Origin of the sequence: Kribbella sp. NPDC048915 (genome assembly GCF_040649595.1) — a bacterium.
Taxonomy (GTDB): Bacteria; Actinomycetota; Actinomycetes; order Propionibacteriales; family Kribbellaceae; genus Kribbella.
On sequence record NZ_JBEZFT010000006.1, the window covers coordinates 149,360 to 176,035 of the forward strand.

25 protein-coding genes and 2 pseudogenes are annotated in these 26,676 nt (G+C 69.1%); 14 read left to right on the top strand and 13 right to left on the bottom strand.

Annotation, left to right across the window (positions count from 1 at the left end):
- Nucleotides 1-19 precede the first annotated feature (19 nt).
- Nucleotides 20-649 (top strand): TetR/AcrR family transcriptional regulator, encoded by a 630-nt coding sequence (locus tag AB0B82_RS05845; RefSeq protein WP_360163053.1) that lies wholly within the window; start codon nucleotides 20-22, stop codon nucleotides 647-649.
- 140 nt (nucleotides 650-789) lie between these two features.
- Here AB0B82_RS05845 and AB0B82_RS05850 read toward each other — a convergent pair whose 3' ends face one another.
- Complete coding sequence (locus tag AB0B82_RS05850) at nucleotides 790-1,698, bottom strand: aminoglycoside phosphotransferase family protein (RefSeq protein ID WP_360163056.1); 909 nt, start codon at nucleotides 1,696-1,698, stop codon at nucleotides 790-792.
- An 84-nt stretch (nucleotides 1,699-1,782) separates the two neighbouring features.
- Between AB0B82_RS05850 and AB0B82_RS05855 the strand changes: the two genes are divergently transcribed.
- From AB0B82_RS05855 to AB0B82_RS05885, 7 genes are all read left to right on the top strand, one after another.
- Nucleotides 1,783-2,772 (top strand): hypothetical protein, encoded by a 990-nt coding sequence (locus tag AB0B82_RS05855; protein WP_360163059.1) that lies wholly within the window; start codon nucleotides 1,783-1,785, stop codon nucleotides 2,770-2,772.
- A gap of 130 nt (nucleotides 2,773-2,902) precedes the next feature.
- Nucleotides 2,903-3,805: an ABC transporter ATP-binding protein gene (locus AB0B82_RS05860; RefSeq protein WP_360163062.1), complete on the top strand. Its 903-nt coding sequence runs from the start codon at nucleotides 2,903-2,905 to the stop codon at nucleotides 3,803-3,805.
- Nucleotides 3,802-4,536 (top strand): ABC transporter permease, encoded by a 735-nt coding sequence (locus tag AB0B82_RS05865; RefSeq protein ID WP_360163065.1) that lies wholly within the window; start codon nucleotides 3,802-3,804, stop codon nucleotides 4,534-4,536. The genes AB0B82_RS05860 and AB0B82_RS05865 overlap by 4 nt, the downstream gene beginning before the upstream one ends.
- 35 nt (nucleotides 4,537-4,571) lie before the next feature.
- Complete coding sequence (locus AB0B82_RS05870) at nucleotides 4,572-5,705, top strand: sensor histidine kinase (protein ID WP_360163068.1); 1,134 nt, start codon at nucleotides 4,572-4,574, stop codon at nucleotides 5,703-5,705.
- A 34-nt stretch (nucleotides 5,706-5,739) separates the two neighbouring features.
- Entirely contained in the window at nucleotides 5,740-6,348 is a 609-nt protein-coding gene (locus tag AB0B82_RS05875) for a response regulator transcription factor (RefSeq protein ID WP_360163071.1), read from the top strand.
- 41 nt (nucleotides 6,349-6,389) lie between these two features.
- Complete coding sequence (locus tag AB0B82_RS05880) at nucleotides 6,390-7,514, top strand: sulfite oxidase (protein WP_360163074.1); 1,125 nt, start codon at nucleotides 6,390-6,392, stop codon at nucleotides 7,512-7,514.
- A gap of 80 nt (nucleotides 7,515-7,594) precedes the next feature.
- On the top strand, nucleotides 7,595-7,816 hold the full coding sequence (locus AB0B82_RS05885; RefSeq protein WP_360163077.1) for a hypothetical protein: 222 nt from the start codon (nucleotides 7,595-7,597) through the stop codon (nucleotides 7,814-7,816).
- Between the two features lie 4 nt (nucleotides 7,817-7,820).
- Here the strand turns inward: AB0B82_RS05885 and AB0B82_RS05890 are convergent, their stop codons facing one another.
- The 9 genes from AB0B82_RS05890 to AB0B82_RS05930 all read right to left on the bottom strand — a co-directional run bounded on the left by AB0B82_RS05890 (nucleotide 7,821) and on the right by AB0B82_RS05930 (nucleotide 17,057).
- Nucleotides 7,821-9,272 (bottom strand): multicopper oxidase family protein, encoded by a 1,452-nt coding sequence (locus AB0B82_RS05890; protein WP_360163080.1) that lies wholly within the window; start codon nucleotides 9,270-9,272, stop codon nucleotides 7,821-7,823.
- A complete protein-coding gene (locus AB0B82_RS05895; RefSeq protein ID WP_360163083.1) occupies nucleotides 9,265-9,678 on the bottom strand; it encodes a hypothetical protein in 414 nt (137 codons plus the stop codon). The genes AB0B82_RS05890 and AB0B82_RS05895 overlap by 8 nt, the downstream gene beginning before the upstream one ends.
- The gene (locus AB0B82_RS05900) at nucleotides 9,675-10,157 is read right to left on the bottom strand and encodes a DUF1707 domain-containing protein (protein ID WP_360163086.1); all 483 of its coding nucleotides are present in this window, start codon (nucleotides 10,155-10,157) and stop codon (nucleotides 9,675-9,677) included. The genes AB0B82_RS05895 and AB0B82_RS05900 overlap by 4 nt, the downstream gene beginning before the upstream one ends.
- 169 nt (nucleotides 10,158-10,326) lie before the next feature.
- The gene (locus AB0B82_RS05905; RefSeq protein WP_360163089.1) at nucleotides 10,327-11,682 is read right to left on the bottom strand and encodes a sugar ABC transporter substrate-binding protein; all 1,356 of its coding nucleotides are present in this window, start codon (nucleotides 11,680-11,682) and stop codon (nucleotides 10,327-10,329) included.
- Nucleotides 11,679-12,557: a carbohydrate ABC transporter permease gene (locus AB0B82_RS05910; RefSeq protein ID WP_360163092.1), complete on the bottom strand. Its 879-nt coding sequence runs from the start codon at nucleotides 12,555-12,557 to the stop codon at nucleotides 11,679-11,681. Before AB0B82_RS05910 ends, AB0B82_RS05905 begins: the two co-directional genes overlap by 4 nt.
- A complete protein-coding gene (locus tag AB0B82_RS05915) occupies nucleotides 12,554-13,396 on the bottom strand; it encodes a sugar ABC transporter permease (protein WP_360163095.1) in 843 nt (280 codons plus the stop codon). The genes AB0B82_RS05910 and AB0B82_RS05915 overlap by 4 nt, the downstream gene beginning before the upstream one ends.
- 146 nt (nucleotides 13,397-13,542) lie before the next feature.
- Nucleotides 13,543-15,666, bottom strand: coding sequence for an alpha-galactosidase (locus AB0B82_RS05920; RefSeq protein ID WP_360163098.1), 2,124 nt, complete (start codon nucleotides 15,664-15,666; stop codon nucleotides 13,543-13,545).
- Between the two features lie 127 nt (nucleotides 15,667-15,793).
- Nucleotides 15,794-16,150 (bottom strand): nucleotidyltransferase domain-containing protein, encoded by a 357-nt coding sequence (locus AB0B82_RS05925; RefSeq protein WP_360163101.1) that lies wholly within the window; start codon nucleotides 16,148-16,150, stop codon nucleotides 15,794-15,796.
- The gene (locus AB0B82_RS05930) at nucleotides 16,140-17,057 is read right to left on the bottom strand and encodes a nucleotidyltransferase domain-containing protein (RefSeq protein WP_360163104.1); all 918 of its coding nucleotides are present in this window, start codon (nucleotides 17,055-17,057) and stop codon (nucleotides 16,140-16,142) included. The genes AB0B82_RS05925 and AB0B82_RS05930 overlap by 11 nt, the downstream gene beginning before the upstream one ends.
- Before the next feature lie 74 nt (nucleotides 17,058-17,131).
- Here AB0B82_RS05930 and AB0B82_RS05935 point away from each other — a divergent pair, with 74 nt between their 5' ends.
- The 4 genes from AB0B82_RS05935 (at nucleotide 17,132) to AB0B82_RS05950 (ending at nucleotide 21,462) form a co-directional block, all read left to right on the top strand.
- Nucleotides 17,132-17,704, top strand: a complete 573-nt coding sequence (locus AB0B82_RS05935; protein ID WP_360163107.1) for a helix-turn-helix domain-containing protein — start codon at nucleotides 17,132-17,134, stop codon at nucleotides 17,702-17,704.
- Complete coding sequence (locus tag AB0B82_RS05940) at nucleotides 17,701-18,387, top strand: hypothetical protein (RefSeq protein ID WP_360163110.1); 687 nt, start codon at nucleotides 17,701-17,703, stop codon at nucleotides 18,385-18,387. The genes AB0B82_RS05935 and AB0B82_RS05940 overlap by 4 nt, the downstream gene beginning before the upstream one ends.
- Nucleotides 18,388-18,558: 171 nt before the next feature.
- On the top strand, nucleotides 18,559-19,737 hold the full coding sequence (locus tag AB0B82_RS05945) for a hypothetical protein (RefSeq protein ID WP_360163113.1): 1,179 nt from the start codon (nucleotides 18,559-18,561) through the stop codon (nucleotides 19,735-19,737).
- Nucleotides 19,738-19,902: 165 nt separating this feature from the next.
- Nucleotides 19,903-21,462, top strand: a complete 1,560-nt coding sequence (locus AB0B82_RS05950; protein WP_360163116.1) for an FHA domain-containing protein — start codon at nucleotides 19,903-19,905, stop codon at nucleotides 21,460-21,462.
- A 4-nt stretch (nucleotides 21,463-21,466) separates the two neighbouring features.
- Here the strand turns inward: AB0B82_RS05950 and AB0B82_RS05955 are convergent, their stop codons facing one another.
- Nucleotides 21,467-22,309, bottom strand: a complete 843-nt coding sequence (locus AB0B82_RS05955) for an alpha/beta hydrolase (protein WP_360163119.1) — start codon at nucleotides 22,307-22,309, stop codon at nucleotides 21,467-21,469.
- A 92-nt stretch (nucleotides 22,310-22,401) separates the two neighbouring features.
- The gene (locus tag AB0B82_RS05960; RefSeq protein ID WP_360163122.1) at nucleotides 22,402-23,013 is read right to left on the bottom strand and encodes a TetR family transcriptional regulator; all 612 of its coding nucleotides are present in this window, start codon (nucleotides 23,011-23,013) and stop codon (nucleotides 22,402-22,404) included.
- 89 nt (nucleotides 23,014-23,102) lie between these two features.
- Between AB0B82_RS05960 and AB0B82_RS05965 the strand changes: the two genes are divergently transcribed.
- Nucleotides 23,103-23,972, top strand: coding sequence for an SDR family oxidoreductase (locus AB0B82_RS05965; RefSeq protein ID WP_360163125.1), 870 nt, complete (start codon nucleotides 23,103-23,105; stop codon nucleotides 23,970-23,972).
- 616 nt (nucleotides 23,973-24,588) lie between these two features.
- Nucleotides 24,589-25,684: pseudogene (locus AB0B82_RS05970) on the top strand (IS110 family transposase).
- Between the two features lie 35 nt (nucleotides 25,685-25,719).
- On the opposite strand, the pseudogene AB0B82_RS05975 reads toward AB0B82_RS05970, so the two are convergent.
- Nucleotides 25,720-26,405: pseudogene (locus AB0B82_RS05975) on the bottom strand (DDE-type integrase/transposase/recombinase); the annotation flags it as partial.
- Nucleotides 26,406-26,676: the final 271 nt, after the last annotated feature.

Genomic DNA, 26,676 nt, shown 5'->3' on the forward strand with positions numbered 1-26,676 from the left:
AGTCAGTTAAACTCCGCAAGTGACCTCGACCACCGCCACGGATCCGCCGAAGCGCCGCCGCGACCGCGCCGCCCGGGAGCGGGAGATCCTCGAAGCGGCCGAGCGGATCTTCGGCGACCGTGGCTACCAGGGCACCTCGATGGACGACGTCGCCGCCGCGGTGGGCGTCTCGAAGCCGCTCGTCTACCAGTACTACGGCTCGAAGGACGGCCTGTTCCTCGCCTGCATCACCCGCCTCCGTGGCCGCCTGCTCGACACCGTCGCCGACGCGGTCCTCGCCGCCCCGAACGCCGAGTCCGCCTTGTACGCCGGATTCCTGGCCTGGTTCCGCTTCCTCGACGAACACCCGCAGGCCTGGTCCGTCCTGATCGACGAGAACCTGCTCAACGCCGGCCCTGCCGCCGAAGCCACCGACGAGATCCGCGCCGCCTTCATCGACCTGATCGCCCGCATGGTCCGGATGAACCTGCCACCCGACCACCCCGCCGACGACGATCAGATCCAGATCATCGCCCAAAGCATCTCCGGCGCCACCGAACGCCTGGCCATCTGGCGCACCCGCACCCCTACTCCCCCCACACCGGACAAGGTCGCTCGAACCCTCCAGGACCTCCTCTGGCAAGGCCTTCACACCCTCAAGAACCCGTAGCCCCACGCGACCGGCCCATGGGTGTGTCAGCTCGACCGGACGTGTCCCGTGTGGTGACGGGATCGGACTGAGCGGCGAGCGGGCGGGACGGGGTGCCGTGTGAACACGTCCTGTTCAGCTGACACGCCGCACCCGGGACACTAGGAACTGAGGATGTCGGCGACCGCGGCCTGGCCGTCGGGGATGCTGTCCGGGAAGCGGTGCCGGTAGTACGGGATCGCGATGATCCTCAGCGACAGGACCCAGCCGCGGGCGCGGAGCCAGGTGGCCTCGTCGACCTCGAGGGCCTCGCGGAAGGCCTTGCGGGACGCGCCCTCGAACAGGAACCACGCGGCCATCACGTCACCGGCCGGGTCGGCGGCACGCGCCGTACCGAAGTCGATCACCGCCGACAGCTTGCCATTGGCCACCAAGACGTTGCCGGTCATCAGGTCACCGTGGATCCAGCGCGGTACGCCGTCCCAGGTGTCAGCGGCCAGCGCTTCCTCCCAGGCCGCGGTCAGCAGGCCGGTGTCGAAATGGTCGCGGAGTTCGTGCAGCGCCGCGCGGAACATCGCGTCACGCGGGGCCAGCGGCGTACCCCGGGAGAACGGATCGTCGTCCGGTACGGGCGCTCCCGTCGTGTCGACCTCCTGCAGCGTGCGGATGAACTGCGCCATCTCCCGCGCCGCCTCGGCACTGTCGACGTCACCGAGGTCGAAAGGAGCCCCAGGCAACCATCGGTAGACACCCCAGGTGAAGGGGTACTCCGCGGTCGGCCGCCCGAGCTCGAGCGGTTCCGGGATCCGCAATGAGACGTGCGGCGCGAGCCGCGGCAGCCAGGCGAGATCCTTCTCGACCTGCCCGGTGTGGCGGGCGGTCCGCGGCAACCGGACCGCGAGGTCGTCACCCACGCGGAACGTCACGTTGTCGGTCCCCGACCGGTCGACGACCCGCACCGGCCGGTCGGCCCACTGCGGGAACTGCTCGGCCAGCAACCGGCTCACGAGCGCGGAGTCGATCGCCACCTCGTCGTCGTGCATCGTCGGCACATCCGTCACGTCCGTCACGTCCGGCACCTTCACATCGGCCGACGACGCGGTCAACCGATTTCCCGCCGCGCCGGTGGGCGAGGTCACCTAGGCTGGTGAACCATGACGAACCCGCCCGGTGTGCCCGAAGAGTGGTTGCAGGCCGAGGTCCCGCCGTTGCCGGAGCTCGGCGCCGACAGGGCCGTCGTCGTGGACGAATTCGCCCGCACGATCTACGGCCGCGCACCGGAGGATGAGCGGCCGCTCGGTGTCGACCTGCAGACCCGTGAAGAGGGCGTGTTCGGCGGCGCCGGCGACCGGCTCCGGCATCGCGTCACGATCGCCTGCCCGTACGGCGATCTCGCGCTCGACACGCTCACCCACGTACCCGCCGGGGCGACCGACGCTCCCGTGGTCGTCGCGCTGCACTTCAAGGACACCGGCGACACGATCGCCAGCTGGCCGTACGCGAAGATCCTGGCGGCCGGCTACGCCGTGACGACCGTCGACTACCAGCAGATCGAGCCCGACGACCCGGCGCCGAAGCACGGGGTGCGCGGCTTGTTCCCGGAAGCGACCTGGGGTGCGGTCGCCGCCTGGGCCTGGGGTCTGTCCCGGCTCCTCGACACCGCGCTCACCGTCCCCGGTATCGGTCCGGCGGGCGCGGTCGCGCTCGGGCATTCGCGGCTCGGGAAGGCGGCGCTCTGGGCCTCCGCCCAGGACGAACGCTTCGCCGTGACCGTCGCGAACGGCTCCGGTTGCTGCGGCGCGACGCTGTTCCGGCATCCGGCCGGCGAGGACGTCTCGGCGATCACGTCGAAGTTCCCGCACTGGTTCGTGCCGTCGTTCGCGACGTACGTGGGTCGCGAGAGCGAACTGCCCGTCGACCAGCACCAACTGCTCGCGAGCATCGCGCCGCGCGGCGTCTACCTGACCGACGCGGCGAGCGACGACTGGGCCGACCCGCTCGGTGAGTACCTGTCACTGCGTGCCGCGCAGCCCGCCTTTCCGCCGGGCGGCATCGGCTACCACCTCCGCGCGGGCGGCCACGACCTGACCGAGAACGACTGGCTCCCCGCCCTCGAGTTCGCCCGCAACCTGGGCAAGCCCTGAGCACCGACCCCAACAGCAACCCTGAGCTGTGACCCTGAGCTGTGACCCTGATTGCGGCCTGACGGATGTCATGGCCGGGTGATGACGGCCGATCCAGGGCTCCCCCGCCGTTCTCCGGGAGGCTCTGGGTATGACGACAACGACTGCGGTCAGCCTGCGGGGTGTGACCAAGAAGTACGCGGACGTGCAGGCGGTCGCCGGGGTGGACCTGACGATTCGCACCGGCGAGGTGGTGGCGCTGCTCGGGCCGAACGGGGCCGGGAAGTCGACCACGATCGAGATGCTGCTCGGGCTGGTGAAACCGGACCAGGGCACGGTCGAGGTGTACGGCGGTACTCCGGCCGACGCGATCGCGAACGGGCAGGTCGGGGTGATGCTGCAAAGTGGCGGGATCATCGAGGACGCCAAAGTCGGCGAACTGCTCGACCTGGTCGCGGGCCTGCACACGAACCCGATGCCGGTCGCGGAAGCACTCGATCGCGCCGGCATCGCCGACCTCACGAAACGGACGATGAAGGGGTTGTCCGGCGGCCAGAAGCAGCGGGTGCGGTTCGCGATGGCAATCCTTCCGCAGCCGGACCTGATCGTGCTGGACGAGCCGACGACCGGTATGGACGTCGAGTCGCGCCGGGACTTCTGGGCGTCGATGCACGCCGAGACCGCGCGCGGCCGCACGGTTCTGTTCGCGACCCACTACCTCGAGGAGGCGGACGCGTACGCCGATCGCGTGGTGCTGATGCGCAGCGGCAAGGTCGTTGCCGACGGCACCGCCGCGCAGATCAAGGCGAGCGTGTCCGGGCGCACCGTCCGCGCCACGATCCCCGGCGCCGATCTGACCGCGCTGGCGGCGCTGCCCGGCGTACGGAGCGTCGAGACCCGTGGTGACGTCGTCGTGCTGAAGTGCGCCGACTCCGACAACACGCTGCGCCACCTGCTCACCCACACCACCGCCCACGACATCGAGGTGACGTCCGCCGACCTGGAGGATGCCGTCCTCGCCATCGGCTCGGCCCACGAGGAGACCCTGGCATGAACCGCGACTACCTGATCTTCGACATTCGGCGCACGCTGCGGAACCGGCGGGTGCTGATCTTCTCGATCCTGATGCCGCTGGTCCTGTTCGCGATCTTCGGCCTGACCATCCCGACGGACGCCAGCGAGGCCGGCATCTCCGCGATCGCCTATGTGATGGTCAGTATGGCGATGTTCGGCTCGATGTCCGCGGCGATGAGCAGCGGCGGCGTGATTGCGGCCGAACGCGACGGCGGCTGGAACCGGACCCTGCGACTCACTCCGCTGAAGCCGCAGGCGTACGTCGTCAACAAGGTGATCCTGAGCCTGCTGCTGGCAGTGCCGCCGCTGATCGTGGTGTTCCTCTGCGGGATGACCTTCGGGCACGTGCACCTCGACGCCGGGCAGTGGCTGACCGTCGCGCTGGTGTCCTGGCTCGGGGCGCTGCCGTTCGCCGCGCTCGGCCTGGTCATCGGGTACGTCGCGAAGCCGGACAGCGTGCAGCCGATCACCGGTCTGACGACGATGCTGATCGCCGCGTTCGGCGGACTGTGGCTGCCGGTCGACCAGATGCCGTCGATCATGAAGCACATCGCCCAGCTCACCCCGGCGTACTGGACCGGACTGACCTCGCGCAGCGCGCTGACGCAGTCGGGGCTGGACACACACGCCCTGATGGTGGTGATCGGCTGGACCGTGGTTCTCGGCTTCATCGGCCTGCGCCGGTACCGCGCCGACACCGCCCGCGCGTGACCCTGACCGATACCACGGGAGATACCGTGGCGAGCGTGAAGACTTCGCCGACGCTGATGGAGGAGCTCGCCGAACGCACCGGCCGCCCGGGCCCCGGGCGCTGGGGCTGGCTCGCAGCCGGAGTCTGGCTGTTCTACCTGTCACAGCCGTTCGAGGCGATCATGCGCCAGCAGGGTGCGCTCCGGATCGGCGGTCTGGTCGCGCTGCTGCTGTTCGCACTCTCGTACGTCGGGTTCTTCGGGTGGATCCGCTGGGTCGGACTGGCCGGCGGCGGGATGCCGACCTGGCAGCGGCTGCTGTACCTCGGCCTGATGCTCGCGCTCTGCCTGCTGATGGTTCCGGCGGCGGGTCAGCAGGCGCTGACCTGCCTGGTCTACATCGCCGCGGTCGCGATGATGGCGGTCGATCTGCGGATCGCGATCGCCCTGGTCGCGCTGCTGCTCGGTGGTGCCGAGCTGTCGATGCGGGTGGTGCCGGGGTGGAGCGACGACGGCAGCTACGGATTCGCGATCTTCCTCGCGGCCCTGGCCGTGTTCGGGATGCGCCGCGCGATCCAGCGCAGCATCGAGCTGAACGCCGCGCGCAAGGACATGGCCGAGCTGGCGGTACAGGAGGAACGGAACCGGTTCGCCCGCGACCTGCACGACATTCTCGGGCACTCGCTGACCGTCATCACGGTCAAGGCCGAGCTGGCCGGCAAGCTGATCGCGGCGAACCCGGACCGGGCGGCCGCCGAGGTCGCGGACGTCGAGAGCCTCGCGCGGGCCGCGCTGGCCGACGTCCGCGCCGCCGTCGCCGGGTACCGCGAGCTCAGCCTGGCCGGTGAACTCGTGTCGGCGAGCGCCGCGCTGCAAGCCGCCGAGATCAAGGCGGATCTGCCGACCACGGTCGACGAGGTCCCGGAGGCGAATCGCGAACTGTTCGCCTGGGTGGTTCGCGAAGGAGTCACCAACGTCGTCCGGCACTCGGGGGCGAAGCGCTGCACGATCCGGATCACGGCGATGCGGATCGAAGTACTCGACGACGGCAAGGGGCCGACGCCGGGCGGCACGACGTCGGGGCACGGCCTGGTCGGTCTGCGGGAACGCGCCGACGAGGCCGGGGCGGCGGTGCAGATCGGCGAGGCGCCCGGTGGCGGATTCCGCTTGGCCGTCGAGGTCGGCCGATGAGGACTGTTGCTCGCGGGCTTGTGAGGATGGTGCCGTGAGCATCCGACTGTTGATCGCCGACGACCAGGCGCTGGTGCGCGGCGCCCTCGCAGCCCTGCTGGATCTGGAGCCCGACCTCGAGGTCGTGTCCGAGGTCGGCCGTGGCGACGAGGTGATCGACGCTGCGAAGAAGACCGCGCCCGACGTCGCCCTCCTCGACGTCGAGATGCCCGGCCTCGACGGCATCGAGGCGGCCGCCGCGTTGCGTGCCGCCGTGCCCGGGGTCCGCGTGCTGATGGTCACCACGTTCGGCCGGCCCGGGTACCTGCGCCGCGCGATGGAGGCGGGCGCGGCCGGGTTCGTGGTCAAGGACACGCCCGCGACGCAACTGGCGGATGCCGTCCGCCGGGTCCATCAGGGGCTCCGCGTTGTCGACCCGTCGCTCGCCGCCGAGACTCTCGTGGCCGGCACGAGTCCGTTGACGGCGCGCGAATCCGACGTACTGCGGGCCGCGCGGGAGGGCGGCACCGTGGCCGACATCGCCAAGGACCTGCACCTGTCCGAAGGGACCGTCCGCAACCACCTGTCCGCCGCCATCGGGAAGACCGGCGCCCGCACCCGCGCCGAGGCCGCGCGGATCGCCCTGGACAACGGCTGGTTGTGAACCGTCCCGTACCTCTAGGCTGATGCAGGGGAGGGATTGTGATGTCGATCGAGAGTTTCAGCGTTCGGGGGCGGTTGGCGGACACCGGCGAGGGGATCACCGTCGACGAGCTGCAGCTCGCGGCGCGGAACCACGCGATGCCGCTGGAGGCTTTGCGGTACGACGTGACGCCGGCGGGTCTGCACTACGTCCTGGTGCACTACGACATCCCGGCAACGAACGGGAGCGAGTGGCTGCTGACCGTCGACGGTTGCGTCGAGCAGCCGTTGACGTTCGGGCTGACCGAGCTGCGCGCGATGGGCCGGCGGACGGCGCGCGTCACGTTGGAGTGTGCAGGCAACGGACGCGCGACGCTGCAGCCGCGGCCGATCAGCCAGCCGTGGCTGTCCGAGGCGGTCGGTACGGCGGAGTGGACCGGTGTGCTGCTGTCGGATCTGCTGCGGCTCGCGGGCATCCGCGAGGACGCGGTCGACGTGGTGTTCACCGGCGCGGACCACGGTGTCGAGCGCGGGGTCGAGCAGGACTACCAGCGCGGACTGTCACTCGCGGAGGCGATGAACTCGGGCGCGCTCGTCGCCTGGGAGATGAACGGCGCGCCGCTGCCGCCGCAGCACGGGTACCCGTTGCGCCTCGTCGTACCGGGCTGGTACGGAATGGCCAGCGTGAAGTGGTTGCGGTCAATCGAGGTGATCGGCCACGAGTTCACCGGGTACCAGAACGCGGTGGCGTACCGGATCAAGACCGAGCCCGACGAACCCGGCACCGCGATCACCCGGATCCAGCCGCGCGCGCTGCTGGTCCCGCCGGGGTTCCCGGACTTCATGAGCCGCCACCGGTTCGTTGCCGCAGGCACCGTTCCGCTGTTCGGCCGGGCCTGGTCCGGGTGGGCGCCGATCGAGCGGGTCGAGGTGAGCACCGACGCCGGCGTCACCTGGCACCCGGCGATCTTGGATGCTCCGGGCAACGACACCGACAACGACGAGTACGCCTGGCGCGGCTTCCACTACGACTGGGAGGCGACGCCCGGCGAGCACGTGCTCACGGTCCGCGCCTACGACGCGGCCGGCAACGAGCAACCGATCGAGGCCGACTGGAACCGCGGCGGCTTCGCGAACAACACCGCCCAGCGACTCACCGTGCTGGTGCCCGAATCGGCGGTCAGCTGAATCCGCGTGTCGCTGGGCCGATCCGCGGCCGCCGCGGCACATCCTGGAGACGTACACGGTCTCACTCCAGGAGTGGTTCGGTGAACGAGCTGGGCACAGAGATCCACCTGCACGCGCGGGTGTTCCGGACGGCCGGCGAGTGGTACGCCGACATCGGCGACGAGGACGATCCGCAGCCGGACAACCCGCTCTGGTGGGGTTCGTACGACTCCCAGCGAGCCGCCATCACCGCCGCCTGCGAACGCATCGCCGCCTTCCACCGAGCCCAGGCCCACGCCACTGACACCCAGCAGGCCTCCTGAGCAGTCACTCCGGTTCGTTGTGGGCGTCGCCGCCGACCCGGTACGGCGTGCTGACGCCTTGGTACATGAGGTGCGTCATCAGGCCTTCGGCGGCGTGCGGGAGGTTGTGGCAGTGATCCATCCACAGACCGGGGTTGTCGGCAACGAAGGCGATCTCGTAGGACTCGTCGTTCCCGACCTCGAGCGTGTCGACCCACCACGATGAACCGGTCGCGGCGATGCCGTTGCGGGACAGGACGACGGCGTGGTGCCCGTGCAGGTGCATCGGGTGCGCCTGACCGCTGGTATTGGTGATCGTCATCCGGACCACGTCCCCCTCGGCGACCATGAACATCGGCACGTCGGGGAACAGGTGACCGTTGATCGTCCACCACAGCCCCGGTACTCCGTCGAGGAACCCAGGCCGCCGCCCGATCCGGTACTCGAACGTCCGGTCTGCTTCGGACGGGTCGAAACCGATCGGTGCCGGCGTCCCGTAGGTCAGCAGGTCGACCGTCTCTCCGGGAAGGTCACCCGTCGGCGCAGCATCCGACGGCCCGATCGCGAGCGACAGCGAAGGAGTACCGGCCAAAAGCCGCAGACCACCGGCCGGCACCACCGCCTCCAGATCGACACGACCGCCGGCGGCCAACGCCACTGCCGCCGTACCGGCCGTAGGTCCGTGGACGTCCCGTCCGTCGACGGCGACCACCTTGGACGGCGCCCCGATCAGCCCGACGCGCAGGATCGCGTTGTCGGTGTTGATCACCCGCACGCGCGCCGTCGTACCGGCCGGCAGCTCCACCGACGCCGATCCGGTGCGACCGTTGATGGTGCGCTTCCCGTCGTACGTGTGGATGGCGGCCACCACCTCACCCGGTGTCTTCGGCGCGATCACGATCGGACCGAACAGCCCGCCCTTGACCTCGTCGCTCGACACCTGATGCGAGTGGTACCAGTATGTCCCGCCTTCCTCCGCCGTGAACCGGTACACGTGTTTCCCGCCCACCGGCACGGCGTCCTGCGTCACGCCGGCCACTCCGTCCTCGGCGTTCGGTACGTCGATCCCGTGCCAGTGCAGCGTCGCGCCGTCGGGTACGGACTCGTTGACGAGCGTCACCTGCACGAGGTCGCCGACCCGCGCGCGGATCAACGGACCGGGTGACGCCCCGTTCAGGGTGTATCCGTCGACCGTTTCCCCCGACGCCAGCTGGAACTTCTGCTTGCGCGCCACGAGCGTCACGTCCACGTCCGGCGTACCGTTCCGCGGCCCGGCCAGGTCGACGACGCTCATCCCTCCGTGGTGCTCGTGACCGCTCGACGGCCCGCCGCCGTAGTCGGCGTACCCCATCTCCGCCGGGTTGTACTCCCCCGGGACCAGACTGGTCGCCCAGAGATACCCGAGCGGTACCAGCACCGCCAAGGTGATTCCCAGAGCGACCAGCCGGCCCCACCGGCGCCTCCTGACGTCAGACACTGGTCACTTGCTGCTTCGGTACGGCGGCCCGCCGCGCGCCGGCGCCCGCGACGCCCGCGATCGCCAGACCGTTGATCCCGTGCAGCAGGCCGAGCGCGGGGACGCCGAACGACACCACCGCGAGCAGGAACTGCAGTGCCACCAGGCCGACGACGACACCGGCCAGCATCCGTCCACGCGGTACGTCGGTCAGGAACGACACGATCAGCAGCACCAGCGCGAGCAACCCGATCAGCGTGCCGGCCATGCTGTGGTACGCCTGCCCGAAGTTGCTGTAGTCGGCGCCGATCGCGGTGCCGTCGTCGGCGTCCTTGGCCACGGTGAACCCGGCGAGTGCGATCGAGGCGACCTGGAGCACGACCGCGATCGCGATCAGCAGTGCCAGGATGCGATACGCGTTCCTCATGCTCGCCGCTCCATCCGCCGCTTCCGGATGAACAGCACGGCCACACCGATCAGCAGCAGCGGCAGGATCGGCGGATGCCCGCCGCCCACCACACAGCCCACCGACGCCAGAACGGCGAACACGCCGAGCGCGATCAGCAACGGCAACGGCAACGGCAACGGCAACGGCAACGGCAACGGCAACGGCAACGGTACCCGTCCGAGGAACCCGCGCGCGGCCCACGCCGGCCGCTCGCCCGACCATCCCGGCCGAGTCCCTGCGCTCGGTCCACCAGCCGGAGCCTGGTGGGTCGGCGGCAGGTCCGCGAACAGTGCGTTCAGGTCCGCCGCGGTCTTCGCCCGCAATGCCTGGTCGACCCGCTCGGAGTGCTCGTCCGCGCTCAGCCGGCCGGCTTCGTAATGCTCGCCCAGACGCCGGACGGCGTCCTCACGCTCACGGTCGCCGATGCGGATCGAACCGCCCGGCCTCTCGTCGTTCATGCCACTCCTCGTGCTCGTCGTTGATCCAACGGCACCAAGAGTGGCGTCCGGAGCCCCTCCACCGCGTCGCCTCGGCGGCGACACCTGCACTACCCCCGGAGGAGCACGCTGCACCGCTGGACGCAGTCCGACGTACTCCCCCGGGCGTAGGGCGACTGAGGGATGCCCCTTAGCTGTTGACGGACAGGATCTGGTTCACCTCGTCGTTCGCCTTGGCCAGCGACGCCGGCTCGGCCTCGAACGACATCACCGCCTCCATCGCCGGCGTCATCACCGCGGTGACGTCCGCGGCGTTCGGGTTCGCCGGGTACGGGAACACGTCGCCCGCCTCCACCGGCTCCAGGAACGGTGTCACGTCCCAGCCCGCCTTCGCGAACGCCGCCTTCGCGGCCGGCATGCTGTCCGCGACCGCCGGGAACACGACACCCGCCTTGGCGACGATGTCCTGGGCCGTCTTCGAGCCGAGGAACTTGACCCACGCCCAGGACGCGTCCCGGCGCTCGGTCCCGGCCCAGATGGTGTCCGCGAGCCCGTTCATCATCGACATCCGCTTCCCGACCGGTCCGATCGGCAGCCGGGCGAGCTTCGTCTTCACCTGCTTCAGCCCGGCGTACGTGCCGAGCATCCAGGACCCGTTCGGGGTGATCGCGTACTTGCCCGCACCGAACGCGGTCGTCACGTCGATCCCGGACTTCGCCTGCGCGTACGTCGGCATGTACCCCTTGGTGATCAGGCTGCGCCACCACGCGATGGTCTCGGTGAACTTCGGGTCGCCGTAGAAGAACTTCGTCCCCCACGGTTCGCCCTCGGAGTACTTCCAGCCGTTGATCGCGGCGTACCAGCTCCAACTCGTCTGGCCGTCACCGCCGCCCGCGTCGCCGTACCCGAGTCCGTAGACCTTGACGTTGTTCGGGTCGAAGCCCGGCTGGTCACCGCGCCGGCCCTTGGCGTCCACCGTCAGCCGGCGCACGATCTGCTCGAACGTGCCGCCGTCCTTGGGGTTCCAGGTCATCGAGTTCAGCTGCTCGGTGCTGATCCCGGCCGCCTCGGTGAACGCGCTGTTGTAGAAGTAGACCTCGGTGTCCCAGTCCTTCGGCAGGCCGTACCGCTTGCCGTCGTCGCCGATCCACCGGTCCGCCAGCCCCTTCTGGTAGCTGCCGAGGTCGACGTTGTCGCGCTTGACGAAGTCGTCGATCGGCAGCACCTGGCCCTTGGCCGCGAACAGCGGGTACTTCGACGAGTGGCCGGTGAACACGTCCGGCGCCGTCCCGGAGATGAACCCGGTGACGAGCTTCGACCAGTAGTCACTCCAGCCGTACTGCTCGATCTTCACCTTGTACTGCGGGTTCTGCTCCTGGAACACCTGTGCGCACTCGGTGTACATCGGCAGCTGCGCCGAGTCCCAGAGCCAGTAGATGATCTCGCCGTCGCCGCGCGCCGCCGCGCCGTTGTTGCAGGCGGCAACGGCCGGTACGGCGAGACTCGCCAGTCCTGCCTTCAGCAGGGTCCTCCGTGAGAGATTCATTTGATCCCCGAAAAGCCGATGGAGTTCGTGATCCGCTTGGCGAACGCCAGGAACAAGATGATCATCGGCAGCGCCGCGATCAGCGTCGCTGCCATCAGGCCGGCCCAGTCCGGACCGCCCTGCGGGGTCTGCGACCGGAACACTCCGAGCGCGACTGTGAGCACCCGGACGTTCTCCTGCTGACCGACCAGCAACGGCCAGAAGTAATCGTTCCACGAGTTGATGTAGGTGAGGATCGCCAGCGTCGTGATCGGCGCGGCGCTCATCGGGATGATCATCCCGAAGAAGATCCGCCGATGGCCGGCGCCGTCGATCATCGCGGCCTCCTCCAGCTCCCGGCTGATACCGAGGAAGAACTGGCGCAGGAAGAAGATCGCGAACGGCGTCATGAACGCGCCCGGCAGGATGATGCCGGCGAAGCTGTTCAGCAGCCCGAGGTTCTTGATCAGCACGAAGTTCGGCAGCGTGGTGAAGATCGGTGGCACCATCAGCGCGGCCAGGAAGATCGCGAACACCTTGTCCCGTCCGGGCCAGCGCAGCCGGGCGAAGGCGTACGCCGCCATCGCGCTGAAGAACACCTGGCACACCGTCGTGACCGTGGACACGACCAACGAGTTGCGCAGGTACAGCCAGAAGTTCACGGCCGCACCGGAACCGCCCTGCGCCTGTGCTTCCTCGATGGTGGCCAGGCCCAGCACCCGCTTGAAGGCACCCAGCGTGGACTCCACCGGCAGCAGCGAGCTCGGGTGACCGGGCAGCTGCGTGTTGTCGGAGAACGCCGTCCGCAGCATCCAGTAGAACGGGAACAGCGTGACGAGCAGCAGGATGCCCAGCAGCACCCAGCAGATCGCTCGGCTGACACTCATCTTGGTCATGCCAGATCACTCTCCTTCGCCCGCAGCAACCGCAGCTGGACGAGCGAGACGATCGCCAGGATCGCGAACAGCACCATCGCCATCGCGGACGCGTACCCGAAGTCGAACCGGGTGAACGCGCGCTCGTAGATGTAGTAGTAGATGACGCGGGTCGCGTTGATCGGACCGCCCTGCGTGGTCACGGCGACCGTGTCGAAGATCTGGAACGAACCGATCATGGTGACCACCAGGACCATCACCAGGACCGGCCGCAGCAGCGGCAGTGTGATCCGCCAGAACGTCTTCCACTCGGTCGACCCGTCGACCTCGGCGGCCTCGTACACGTACGCCGGGATGGTCTGCAGGCCGGCGAACACCAGGAGCGCCGTGTAGCCCATGTGCCGCCAGACGTTGATGCCGGCAACGGTCGGGATGGCCCAGTGCGAGTCGCCGAAGAACGCCACCGGGTCGATCCCGATCCAGGTCAGGCCCTGGTTGACGATGCCGACCTGGAAGTCGAGCATCCAGTACCAGACCAGCGCGACGACGACGTTCGCGACCAGGTACGGCGCCAGGATGATCGCGCGGACCGTGATCGACTTGGTCAGCCGGTACATCACCATCGCGATCGCGACCGCGAACACGGTCTGGACGCCGATGTTGATCACGACGTACTCGACCGTGACCACGAGCGCGTTCCAGAAGAAGCTGTCGTGCAGCATCCGCTCGTAGTTGGCCAGGCCGTTGAACCGCGGCGGCGCGAGCAGGCTGTACTCGGTGAAGCTCAGGTACGCGCCGCGCAGCGTCGGCCAGATGTAGAACACCACGAAGCCGAGCGTGGCCGGGGCGAGGAAGATCATCGCTACCTTCAGATCGCCCAGGCTGCGCTTTCGCTGCTCCGGTGGTGCCGCCGACCCCCCGTGACTTCGCGGTTTGGGTGGTGCGTTGGTGGTGGCGGTCACGGGGGAATCTCCTTCTCGTGCGGGGACTCTGTGGTCGGGCGGGGTCACCCGACCGCTGTCACGTCCAGCAAGATCGCGCTCTCGGGCCACTGCGCGGGCATCAGCACACCGACCGAGGCGAGGGCGGCGCCGTTCAGCTCCACACTTCCACCGGCGGCCGACCAGCGGGCGGACCGCGAGTCGGGCCCGGGTGTCGCGACCTTGCTGATCCGGTACGTCCGCTGCGGCTCGAGGCCGGGCAGGCGAACCCGGCCGACCGCCGACGTCACCGACTGCTGGGTCTGTACGACGCTGAACACGCCGCGGGCACCGTCGTGTGCGACGACGCCGTGGACCAGGACGTCGTCCGGCCCGCGGTCGGCCCGGACCACGCGACCGGAGTGCAGCAGCGGCCGCAGTTGCTTGTGCAGCGCAACCCAGCCCTTCAGTTCGGCGCGCTCCTCGGCGCTCGCGGAGGCGATGTCCCACTCGATGCCGAAGTGGCCGAACAGCGCGGTGATCGCGCGGAACGACAGCGTCTGTGTGCGGCCGGTGGTGTGCGCCCGCGGCGGGCCGACGTGGCAGCCGATCAGCTCCGGCGGCAGCAGCAGTTGCGTGTAGCGCTGGATGGTCTGCCGCTCGAGCGCGTCGTTGCTGTCGCTGCCCCAGACCCGGTCGGTGCGCTCCAGGATGCCGAGGTCGACGCGGGCGCCGCCCGAGGAGCAGGACTCGATCTCCAGGCCGGGGTGCCGCCGCTTGAGCTCGTCGATCAGCCGGTACACCGCGAGCGTCTGCTCGTGGATTCCCGCCGTACCGGTGTGCTGGTTGCCGCCGTCGACGAAGTCGCGGTTGTGGTCCCACTTCAGGTAGGCGATGTCGTACTCGGTCAGGATGCTGTCCAGGCGCTCGAGGATGTAGTCGTAGGCCGCCGGGATGCCGAGGTTCAGGCCCTGCTGGTGGCGGGCGGTCGGCGGGGTGCGGTCGCCGGTGGCGAGGATCCAGTCCGGGTGCTCACGGGCCAGATCGGAGTCCGGGTTCACCATCTCCGGCTCGACCCAGAGGCCGAACTGCAGCCCGAGACTTTTCACGTGGTCGACGAGCGGGTGCAGGCCCTTCGGCAGGATCTCCTCGTCGACGTACCAGTCGCCGAGCCCGGCGTGGTCGTCGCGGCGGCCTCGGAACCAGCCGTCGTCCAGCACGAACCGCTCCGCGCCGACCTCGGCCGCCGCGTCCGCGAGTGCCTTCAGCTTGTCCAGGTTCAGGTCGAAGTAGACGGCTTCCCAGGTGTTCAGTACGACGGGACGCTCGGTCGCCGGGTGATTCGGGCGAGCGCGCAGGTAATCGTGGAAGCGGTGCGAGACCTCGTCGAGCCCCACGCCGTACGAGCCGTAGATCCACGGTGTGCTGTAGGTGCCGTCCGGCGCGATCCGGCCTTCGCCCGGCAGCAGCAGTTCGCCGCCGCCGATCACGGCGTACCCGCTCATGCCGCGTTCGGCGTACGAGCGGTGGTTGCCGCTCCAGGCGGTGTGCACGCCCCAGACCTCGCCGGTGCGGAAGCCGAAGCCCTCGGTGCCGGCCAGCAGCAGGAGGGTCGCGTCGGCGCCGGTGCGGCCGCGGCGGTTGTCGCGGATGTGCGCGCCCTGCGTGAACGCGTGCCGCTGCGGGTGCCGCTCGCCGATGTGGCGACCGGTCATGTCGAGCAGCTCGGTGGCCTCGGTCGGCACGGGCAGCGCGAGGAACAGTCCGTCGACCGTGTACGGCGTCGGCTTGGTGTTGGTGAGGTCGGCCTTGGCGCGGACCAGTCCGGAGCCGGTGAGCTCGACCGTCAGGTTCAGTTTCAGGCCGGCCGTGGTGTCGTGGGCCTCGATCCGCACGGTGTTGTCGGTGCGCGCGACCGACTGCAGCGTGAAGCTGGCGGAGAAGTCCTGGCCGTCGCGGTGCCCGCTCAGGCCGGGCAGGCCGAACCAGCCGGCCGAGTACTCCGGCACGATCGCGATCGGGCGGTTCTCGTCGAGGCCGTTGCCGTCCTGGACGGCGCCGGCCCCGCGGCGCAGTTCCAGCAGAGCATTCTCGGTCAGCTCGCCCAGGTCCGCGCCCCAGTGCAGGACCGACGGCAGGGCCGGACCGGAGCAGTCGAGCACCAGGCTGACGCCACCGGCGCGGAGCTGCAGGATCTCGATGTTCGACACTGTTGATTCACTCTGCTTTCTGATTGATTTCAGGACGGAACTATTTACCTCGTCGAGCCGGATGTCAATGCTTCACGAGGTTAAGTAAGTACGGTAGGGGTATCTACAACGAAGGAAAAGGTGGGGATCAGCGGCTGAGCCGAACGCGGATCAGCAGATCGTTGAGGCCGGCCTCGGCCGCTGCCGACGGCCGGTCCGGCAAGGCGCTGAGCGCCTCGGCCTCGTCGAGTGTGTCGTGGGTGACCAGGTCCACCTCGGCGCCGTTCTCGTACCAGGTCCGGTCGAGGGTGTCCGGGCCGTAGCGCAGGCCGACCATGTCGGCGGCCGGCAGCGCGTGCGCGCCGCGGAGGTCGACGTCGGAGTCGCGGGACGGGAAGCCGTACAGGTGCGCTCCGGAGACTGTTGCGAAGAGCAACGGGTACGGCTGCTCGCCGACAATCGTTCGTAGTTCGGCGTAGTCCAGCTGCCGCATTTCACGCGCCATCGAGACTCCTCTTGCGGACGGATCGCAGCCAGCTGTCGACCGTTGCGACAGCCGGGGCGGCGGGGAGGATCGTGCGCTGCAAGGCATTGTCGAGGTCCTCGTGCAGCTGCAGCCGCCAGCGCTCGACCTCGACCCAGGGCAGCTCGCCGCGCTTGACCATGAGTAGACGGTCGCGATCCGGGCCGACGTCCACGGTGAGCGTTGCTTCAAGCAACAGTGTTCTGGCGGAGAGCAGCAGGCGGATCAGGTGCATGACGTGCTTCCACTTGGGTTGCCCGTCGCGGCGTAAGTCCGCTTCGAGTTTCTTGAACTGACTCAGCACGTAGCCCGAGTATGTCTGGTAGGCCAGTTGGGAGAGGAAGGCTCGGCGGAGTGTCAATAGTTCCTCGCCGAGCGGCGTCTGGCGGACCACCAGTGGCGAGTGCAGGACCTCGAGGAGGTTCGGGTTCGACTTCAGGGCGAGCTCGCAGAACCGCTCGACCTCCCACGAGAACCACTCCGGCTCTGGGCCGTCGACGTGGGTCGGCGGCTTCGCGAGCGACCAGAACGCCTCGGTCGGGGCGACGTACACCCCGCGCGTGTCGGTGTCGGATTCGTCGGTGTCGAGTCCGAACGCCCGCGATCCGACCACCACGGCGTAGATCGTGTGCTCGCGGACGAGCCGGTCGCCGTCCGGCTGGTTCAGCTCGATCGCCTCGTCCTGGTACGCCGTCCGCAGGCTGAGCTGATCGCGCTGCGCCACGGTCGCCCGCCCATCGACCAGTCGCACCGTATAGCGGCCGTCGGGCGTGATGCCGGCGACGCGACCGGTCGCCCCGCGCTGCGCCGTACCGCCCTGGTCGTCGGGCGCGGCGACGCGGATCACCACCTGGGTGCCGACCGGCAACTGCGGACCTCGCACAGACATGGCGCCCATAATCCCGGATCCCCGGGCCATCGCACCCCTTGACAGATTTTTCTGTCAAGGGGATCCTGGATCGCATGCTGCGGTACGTGGAGGAGCCGGAGAAGGTGCGGCTGGCGTTGTCGCCGCTGCGCCGGCGCCTGCTTGAGCTGCTGCGGGAGCCGTCGTCGGCGACACAGCTGGCCGCCGCGCTCGACCTGCCGCGGCAGCGGGTGAACTACCACCTGCGCGAGCTGGAGAAGGTCGGGCTCGTGGAGCTGGTCGAGGAGCGCCGGCGGGGCGGATTCACCGAACGGATCCTGCGCGCCGCGGCCGCGACGCTCGTCGTCGACCCGGGTGTGGTCGGCCGTGCGTTCACACAGATCCGGGACCAGTACGCCGCAGAGCACCTGGTCGAGGTCGCAGCCGGGACGGTGCGCGATGTGGCGCGGATGCAGACCGCGGCGGACGCGGACGGGAAGCGGCTGCTGACGTTCACGCTCGAGGCCGAGGTGCGGTTCGCGGCCCCGGGCGACGTCCACCGGTTCACCGACGCGCTCACCGCCGCAGTGCAGCGGGTCGTCGAGGAGTTCGACAGCGAGGGCGGGCGGCCGTACCGACTGATCGCGGGTGGTCACCCCGCGCCTCGCCGTACCGAGGAGGGGTCGTGAAGATCGTGGTGACGGCGGCAGCGCCCGTGGAGGCGGTGTGGGACGCGCTCCGCAGCAAGGACAAGATCCGGCACTGGCACGGCTGGGAGTACGAGGGGCCGCAGGGTGGGCTCGAGGAAGAGATCGACCTGATCTACTTCACCGAATTCACCGAGGACGGGACGACGCTACGGCTCGGGAGCGGCGACGAGTTCGTCCTCGAAGCGGTCGACGGCGGGTGCCGGATCACGCTGACCCGGGCGCCGCTGGACCCCGACTCCGAGTGGGCCGCGTACTACGACGACGTGACCGAGAGCTGGATCACCTTCCTCAACCAGCTCCGCTTCGCGGTCGAACGCCACTCGGGCGAACCACGGCACACGCTCTTCTACTCCGGGACCGGTGCACTCTCACCGATCGAGGCCCTCGGCGTACCGGACGGCGACAGCTTCGAGCTCGACCTGGTGGGCGAGCAGCTCAAGTGCGACGTCTGGTACCGGTCGGCGCATCAGCTCGGCCTCGCGGTCGATGCCTGGGGCAACGGTCTGCTGGTGCTCAGCCACATCCCGCCCGGCGAACAGAAGCCGGCCGGGGCCTCGATGGCGATCCTGTCGCTGTACGGCGCGACCGACCGCGACGCACTCGATGCACGGTGGCGTGCCTGGTGGCGGGAGCGGTACCCGGAGGAACTCGAGCTGCCGTAAGCGTCCCGCCTGTCACGGTGGTGACAGGGCGCAAACGTGTCAGCACTCTCGGTCTACCATCTGCGGTTACCCGGAAGTACATTTCTGCCCACGGTGGCTACGTGGGGGTCCTGACGGTCACCGAACTCCGGCGAGAGAGGCCTTCCGGTGATCGCATCCCGAAGTCGTCGAGTGTCCGCAGCAGTCCTCCTACTCTCCCTGACCGGGCTCGGCCTGGTCGCTCCCCCGGCGCACGCCGACGGCCCCGGCAGCGGGACGCCGTACGTCGTGACCGTCGGCGACTCCTACATCTCGGGCGAGGCCGGCCGCTGGGCGGGCAGCTCGAACGACTCCGAGGCACCGGCCGACGCGCTCGGTGCGCACGCGTACCACGACAACGCGACCCACACCGCCGAGGTGATCCCGCGCTGCCACCGCAGCCAGTCGGCCGAGGCGTACATCGGCGGTGGGGTCGGCGGCCTCAACCTGGCCTGCTCCGGTGCGCGGACCACCACGTCCACGGGCGACTACTTCAAGCCCGGCATCGACTTCTACGACGACGGCGCGGGTCGCCAGGGACAGGCGAAACTGCTGCAGACGTTCGCGGCGACGCACAACGTACGGCAGGTCGTCGTCTCGATCGGCGGCAACGACTTCAACTTCGCGTCGATCGTCACCCGGTGCGTACAGAACTTCCTGCTGTCGCCGTCCTGGAACCCGGACTACTGCCGCGACGACTCGTCCGTCGTCGCCAACTTCACCGCCGCGAACGTCACCACGGTCCGCGGAAAGATCGCCACCTCCTTCCAGAACCTCCGCACCGCGATGCGAAACGCCGGGTACGCCGACAACGCCTGGAGTCTCGTCGTACAGACGTATCCGTCGCCGATCCCCGCGTCGTCCGGGTTCCGGTACGGGCAGTCCGGGTTCACGCGGCAGGGTGTCGGCGGCTGCGGCTTCTGGAACGCGGACGCCGACTGGGCCAACGCCACCGCACTGGTCACGATCAACAACACCGTCCGCGCCGCGATCAGCCAGTCGGGCCTCACCAACACCCGCCTGCTCGAACTCCAGTCCGCCTTCAACGGCCGCCGGCTGTGCGAGAAAGGCGTCGGCCTGTACGAGGAGGTCGGCCTCAGCTCCTGGACCCAACCCACCGCGGTCGACAAAACCGAATGGATCAACCAGATCCGGACCGTGACGACGGTCGGCTCGAACTACTACTTGCAGGAGTCGTTGCACCCGAACTACTGGGCCCAGCTCGCTCTCCGATCCTGCGTACGCCAGACCTACACCCAATCCCGCGGCGGTACCTGCACGCTCACCGCGCCCGGCCTCCTGAACGGCGAACCGCGCATGACCCTGTCCTGACCGTGGCGGTTGTGATCGGCCTGTTGCGGAGGGTGGTGGGGTGGGGCTGGCGGTGGTCTGCGGCGGAAGTGGATGGCAGAATCGCGCCGACGGGTTGGCTGCCGCGGGGTGCGACGCGCCGGCGGCGCGACGATCGCGAAGAGGACGACGCCGACTGGGGTGTGAGTGAAAACCGAATTCGTGCTGTCGCTCGGCGACCAGCAGTGGACTCTGCCGGACGAGCTCGACACGCTGAGCATCGGCCGCGCCTCGAACGCCGACATCCGGCTGCAGGCCGACGACCAGATCTCCCGCATCCATGCCCGCCTCCGCCGCGAGGGCGACGGCTGGACCCTGTACGACGAATCCCGCAACGGCACGGGCCTCAACGACCGCCGCATCACCGCCCCCACCCGCCTCACCACCGGCGATCGCATCCATATCGGCCGCTCGGTCCTCACCTTCACCAAGTCCGCCCTCCCAGGCGAGCCCACCCCGGCCGAGACCTCCGCCCCCGAAGCCGGCGTCGCGCCTGCCTCCGTTCGCCCAGGCGCACCCGATCAGCCCTTGGACGACAGGTACGCCGCCGCTCCGCCGAGCACCCCCGCTCAACCCGTCCAACCCGTCCAACAACCCAACCCTGCCGAGGCCGCCCGCTCCACCGACGAGTACGCCGTACCCGCACCGACTCCTGACACCCAGCCGCCCGCCGGCTCCCCCTTCGCTCCGCAGCAGCCTCCGGGTGCGAACCCGTTCGCACCGACCGGCCAGGCACCTGGCGAGCAGATGGTCGGGGCGGGGATCGTTCCCGGGTTCGAGGAGGCACCGGGGCGGAGTGACGGGGATCCGTGGGCGGCGTATCCGTCGGCGGACGGACCGGAGCCGGTGCGGTCACCGTGGGAGGTGTCGGGGCAACTCGACCAGTCCGAGTCGAACTGGAACGAGTCGGCCAGCTGGCCCGATCCGACCGTCGCCGAGGTCGACCGTCGCACCGTCGAGCGCCGCGGTGAGCGCTCTCCCGGCAAACAACGGCTGCCCGCCGCGGATCGCAGTACCGACGACGACACCGTAGGCACAGTCCGGCTGCCGCGCGTGCTGATCGCGGCGGGCGGCGTGATCGCGCTCGGCCTGATCGTGAACCTGGTGATCACGTTCTTCGCCGACGGCCCGGGCGGGTTGTTGCGCTGGCTCGTCCCACCGGTCATCGCACTCGTGGTCGCGATGGTCCTGACACTGCTGGACGCGGCCTCGTCCGCGCCCCGCCGTACCAGCCGCCTCGACGTGTCGGTCCTGATCGCGATCGCCGTAGTACTGGTCGGTGTCGGCGTCGGCGGGTTCGCGGTGACGGCCGGAGCGGAGTACGTCGGCGGCTACCTGAGCGGCAACGAATCCGGCGAGGACCGACTGCTCGAGCCCATCGCGAAGACCGACGCCGGCATCACGGTGACTGTCGAGAACGTCACGTACACCAGCCATTTCACCCGCGTGCAGGTCAAGCTCGCGAACGCGGGCAAGCACGCGATCACGATCCCGCTGGACGGTACGACGTTCACCGCCGCGGACGGTACGGCGCTGCACGCCGACACCGGGCGCAGCGCGTGGCCGAGCCAGATCACGGCGAACGGGTCCGCCGACGGCACAATCACGTTCAAGGGGCACCTGCCGGACAGTGCGGCGGCGGCCGTTCTCACCTTCAAATCGGGCAATTCCGCGTTCACGATCCAGAAGATTGCCCTCAGCAATTAACTGATCACGCCGACCGGCGATACCGCTGCTCGAACCGGTGCCGTTCGGCCCGGATCAGGTGCAGGCGGATCTGCTGCGCGATCTCGTCCGGCGCGGTCTCGTCGGGGGCGTGGTGATCGAGGTCGGGCAGGATCGCGTACTCGGCGTGCGGCAGGATCTCGGCGAGCCGCGGCAGCACGCCGGTGAGGTAGGCCGGCGACTTCGAACCCCCGAGCAGCAGGGTCGGTGACGTGATCGCGGCGTACCGACTGCCGTCGGAGTCGAGACGCGCGATCTCGGCCAGCTCGGCCGGTGTCAACGGCAACAGATCGCGTTCCTCACGACCGAACAGCAGCAGGAACGAGATTGCCCAGAGCAACGGAGTGACGCGCAGCGGCAACGAATCGGTGCCCTTGAGGAAGGTCGCCAGCGCGGACACATACTTTCCGTCGTCGACCTTGCGCCGGAACGCGTCCAGCCAGCCGAGATCGAACGAGCCGCCGAGACTCACCCCCGGCTCGTACGCGATCAGTGCGTCCAGCGGATGCCGCAGCGCCGCATGCATCGCGATCAGCCCGCCGTAGCTGTGGCCGAACACCACGCGGGCGCCGGTGTCGTCGAGCACCGCGAGTACGTCGTCAGCCTCGGTCTCGACGCTGTACGACGGATCGCGCGGCGCGCTCGCCCCGCGCCCGCGCCGTTCGATCACGTGCACCGTGTGGGCACCGGCGAGATCGCGGGCCAACTGCTCGTAGTGATGTGCTCGCCGGTTGTCGCCGGGTACGAGCACGATGCCTGGTCCGGCGCCCGTCGTCGACACCTCGACACCCCCGACGAGCCGCCGCTCCCACTCCTCGACGCGCGCCATCCCCGCCCCTCCCTCGTAAGCACTCCCCATAGTGCCCAACACCACTGACATGCCGCTGTCTTCCCGCTGGCACGAAATTTGGGTCAGCGGAGTCAGCGCGCGAACGTGTGGATGTAGGTCAGCGCCGCGTTCAGCGAGGCTTCGAGCGGGGTGGTGTCGCGGAGGGTTTGGGACAGCAGGACGCCGCCTTGGTGCGCGGCGAGGAGCGCGTAGGCGAGCTCGTCGGGGTTGGCGGATGGCTCCAGGTCACCGCGTCGCTGCATGGCGTGCAGACCCTCGGACAGCACCTGCTTCCAGCGCAGGAAGCCCTGGCAGATCTCGGCGCGGGAGTCCTCGTCGTGGACCGCCAATTCACCGGCCAACGTGGTCAGATCGCACGACCCGCGCCCGTCCTGCTCCCGCTGGCGGGCGATCGCGGCGTCGGCCCACGCACGCAGTGCCTCGAAGCTGTCCAGCGCGCCGAGCGCCGGACCTTCGGTCACCCCGACCGCGTCGGCCTGCCGGGTGATGACGGCCCGGATCAGCGCCTGCTTGCTGTCGAAGTAGTGGTACAGCTGCGACCCGCTGACGCCGGCCAGCTGCCGCACCTGGTCGGTGTTCGTCCCGGCGACCCCGTGCTGCGCGATCAGCTCGGTCGCCGCGTCGACGATCCGATCCCGAACGGCCTGACCCTTGCGAGTCAGCCGGCGCTCCGCGGTGGCCATGTCCCGATCCTAGCGCAAACTGGGGCGCTCAACCCAGACTGTGCTAAAACTGGGTGGGATAACCCAGTTTCGACCAGGAAGGCTCCATCATGACCGTCACGACCGCCGATCTCCCTGCCAATCTCCCTGCCGATCGCGCTGCCGATCGCGCTGCCGATCTCCCTGCCGATCGCGCTGCCGATCTCGTTGCGGACCTCACCGGTCGGCGCGCCCTCGTTACCGGCGCCACCTCGGGCATCGGCCGCGCGGTCGCCGTACGACTGGCCGCCCTCGGCGCAGACGTCGTCCTGCACGGCCGGGACGCCGTACGCGGTGCGGAGGTCGTCGAGCAGATCACCAAAGCGGGCGGCAGTGCCCGGTTCGTCGGCGCAGACCTCAGCGACGCGACCGACGTACGGCGGCTCGCGGCCGAAGCCGGCCCGATCGACATCCTGGTGAACAGCGCCGGGATCTACGAGTTCAGCAGCACCCCGGACACCGGCGCCGACGGCTTCGACCGCCACATCGCAGTCAACACCCGCGCACCGTTCCTCCTCGTCGCCGAACTCGCCCCCGGCATGGCGGACCGCGGCCACGGCACGATCGTCAACGTCACGTCGACCGCCGCGACCTCGCCGGCCCCGATCGGAGCGGCGTACGGCGCCTCGAAGGCAGCACTCGAACTGCTCACGCGCTCATGGTCCACCGAGTTCGCCCATCGCGGCATCCGCGTCAACGCCGTCTCGCCAGGCCCGACCCGTACCGGCGGCACCGAGCAGATGCTCGGCGAACACATCGACATGCTCGGCCGCGGCAACCTCCGCGGCACCCCCGGCGAACCCGAAGAAATCGCCGAGATCGTCACCTTCCTCGCCTCCCCCGCCAGTTCCTACGTCAACGGCTCCATCTGGACCGCCGACGGCGGCACCCCCACCACCTCCCCTCCTGACCGATCTCGCGACCAGCCCATCTCTTCTTAGCTCATCCTTCCTGTCTGTTCTCCCTGCCCGTCCCGCATGCCGCGCCACGCCTGGCTGGTCACTGGTCCGCGCTACCACGCCACAACGCACCGCCTCCTGCCGCGCTTGACCACACCGGCGACGCACCCGGATCCACGCCGCTCTATGCCGACCCGCGCCACCCCGCCGGCTGCGCGCCTGCTCTCGGCAGAGTGCCCGCGTCGCGGCCGTGCCCGCCATGCGGCCGCGAATTCCCTTGTAAATAAAGACGATTAGACCCAAAGCCGACTCGTGTGGGATCACTTGTGTGTGATCAATGTGATGTCTCTGTGAGTCTCTAGGCGAGCTGGTCCGGGACTGGCTGCTGAGGATGGTGACGGTCGTCCGCACTCGCTGTGACTCGTGATGTCTTTGGCCCGCTTTGCGTGGTGCCTTGGTCTTGAACTGTCCGGTGGGCGTGGGTGGCCGGCGCCATTCCGGCCCACCTCGGTGGCCTGATCAGAAGGCTGTCCGACGCCCCGCTGCCGCGGACTTGTCGTGACTCATCACAGAGCTGCCCTGAAGTGACTCTTCCTCGGATCGGCGCCGGCCGTTGCGACCGGAACCGTGGTTCCCGGAAGGAAGGATCCAAACCGCAGTGACTAGCGTCGCGCATGCCCACCCATTCGTCGTCGGGGTGGACACACACGCCAAGGAGCACGCTGTGTCGATCCTGGTCGCCGCCACTGGCGAGCCGGTCGACGCTGACCAGTTCCCGACCACCGAGGCCGCCATGGTTCGGGCCCTTGAACGGGTCGCTCGTCGCACTGGCGGTGACCTGGACGTGCTGTGGGTGATCGAGGGCATCGGATCCTACGGCGCTCGTCTGGCAACAGTCGTTGCTGACAGGGGCTACCAGGTCGTCGAGGCTGCTCGGATGGACGCCCGCGGCCATCGCGGTGTGGGAAAGTCTGATCCACTCGATGCCCGGCGGATCGCTGCTGTCGTGCTGTCCCAGGAGGTCGAGCACCTGCGCCGCCCACGCCAGGACGATGGTGTGCGTGCCGCCCTGCGGATCCTGACCATGGCCCGTGACGCGATGACGACCGAGCGCACCGGCTACGTCAACGCGCTGACCGCGTTGGTGCGCACCGTCGGCCTGGGAATTGATGCGCGCAAGCCGCTGACGAGCGCACAGATCGCCGAGGTGTCTCGTTGGCGCACACGCTCCGAGGACGTCGGAGCTGCCGCCGCCCGAGCCGAAGCGGTGCGCTTGGCCAAGCGCATCACGACGCTGGACGGCGAGCTTGGCGAGAACACCAAGCTCACCGTCGAGCTGCTCGAGCAGTCCCCAGCCAAGGTCTTGCTGGAGAAGACCGGTATCGGTCCGGTGACCGCCGCGGTGGCGATGACCGCCTGGTCCCACGCTGGACGCGTGCGTGATGAGGCCGCGTTCGCCTCGCTCGCCGGGGTCAACCCCATCCCTGCCTCGTCGGGCAACACCGTGCGTCACCGCCTCGACCGGGGCGGAGACCGCCGATTGAACCGAGCCCTGCACATGGCCGTGGTCGTGCGCATGCGCGTGCACCCCGGAGACCAGGGCCTACGTCGAACGCCGCACTGCTGAGGGACTCACCAAGAAGGAAATCCGCCGCATCCTCAAGCGCTACCTCGCCCGCCAGATCTACCGAACCCTGACGACCGCAGCCCGAGGTGCAAACGACGCGCCGGGAGCCACCCCCGCGCCGGCTTGACAGATATAGAAGGTTCAGGACATGGGTGACAGGGCCTGCAGTTCGTCGAGGGTCTCGGCGAGTGGTTGTTTGTCGAGGTAGCGGAACAGGGTCTGGCGGAAGCGTTCGTTCTTGCCCTGGGTGGTCGGCTTGTAGGGCTTGCCGGGGATCGGCTGGACGCCGAGGGCCATGGTGAACGACGAGCTGGCACAGGAATCCACGCCGTGACGGGTTGAGCGCGATCCCGTTGTCGGACAGCAGCCGCTGGGGCGACGCCGTGGGCGGTCACGGCCTTGTCGCACACGGCGATCGCGGCCTCGGCGCTCTCGCTCCATGCGACGTGGGAGGCGAGTGCGTAGCGGGAGTGGTCGTCGATGAGCTGGAAGAGCACGCACTTGCGCCCGCGGGTGAGTACGTACTCGGTGACGTCTAGCTGCCAGCAGGCGTTCGCGACTGGGTAGCCGAACCGGCGCCACGCCGCCCGCGGCCTCTTTCGCGGCTTCTTCCGCGGCTTCTTCCGCGGCTCCCGCCGCGCCACGCCGGCCTCGCGGAAGATCCTGGCCGGCGACGCGACCGAGGGCACCAGCTCCAGGCCCATCGCGCGCCTCTTGTCGTGCACACTGACCGGCCCATGGTCCAACCCGGACGACTCCAGCGCTGCCCGGACGCCGAGAGCTTGCTGCCTGACCTCGTCGCTGAGCTTGGCTGGGCTGATCATCGGCCGCCGGCTCCGAGGCTCGAGAGTCGCGGCCGCACCGTCGACACGGACCCGGGCGCGGATCGCATAGAACGTCCCGCTCAAAGAAGCCAGAAGTGTCACCACCAAGCACCCCAGAACCGTCATCGATGTCCTGACACACAACCGTCACCCGTGTCCTGAGACATAACACTTGTGCGTGATCAATCCGTGACTTACATTAGAACACATGTTCGAATCGGATCTGGATGAGCTCGACACCGCGGACCTGCTGTCCGCGGCGGCCGAGTACGTCCAGATCCGTGAACAGGCCGAG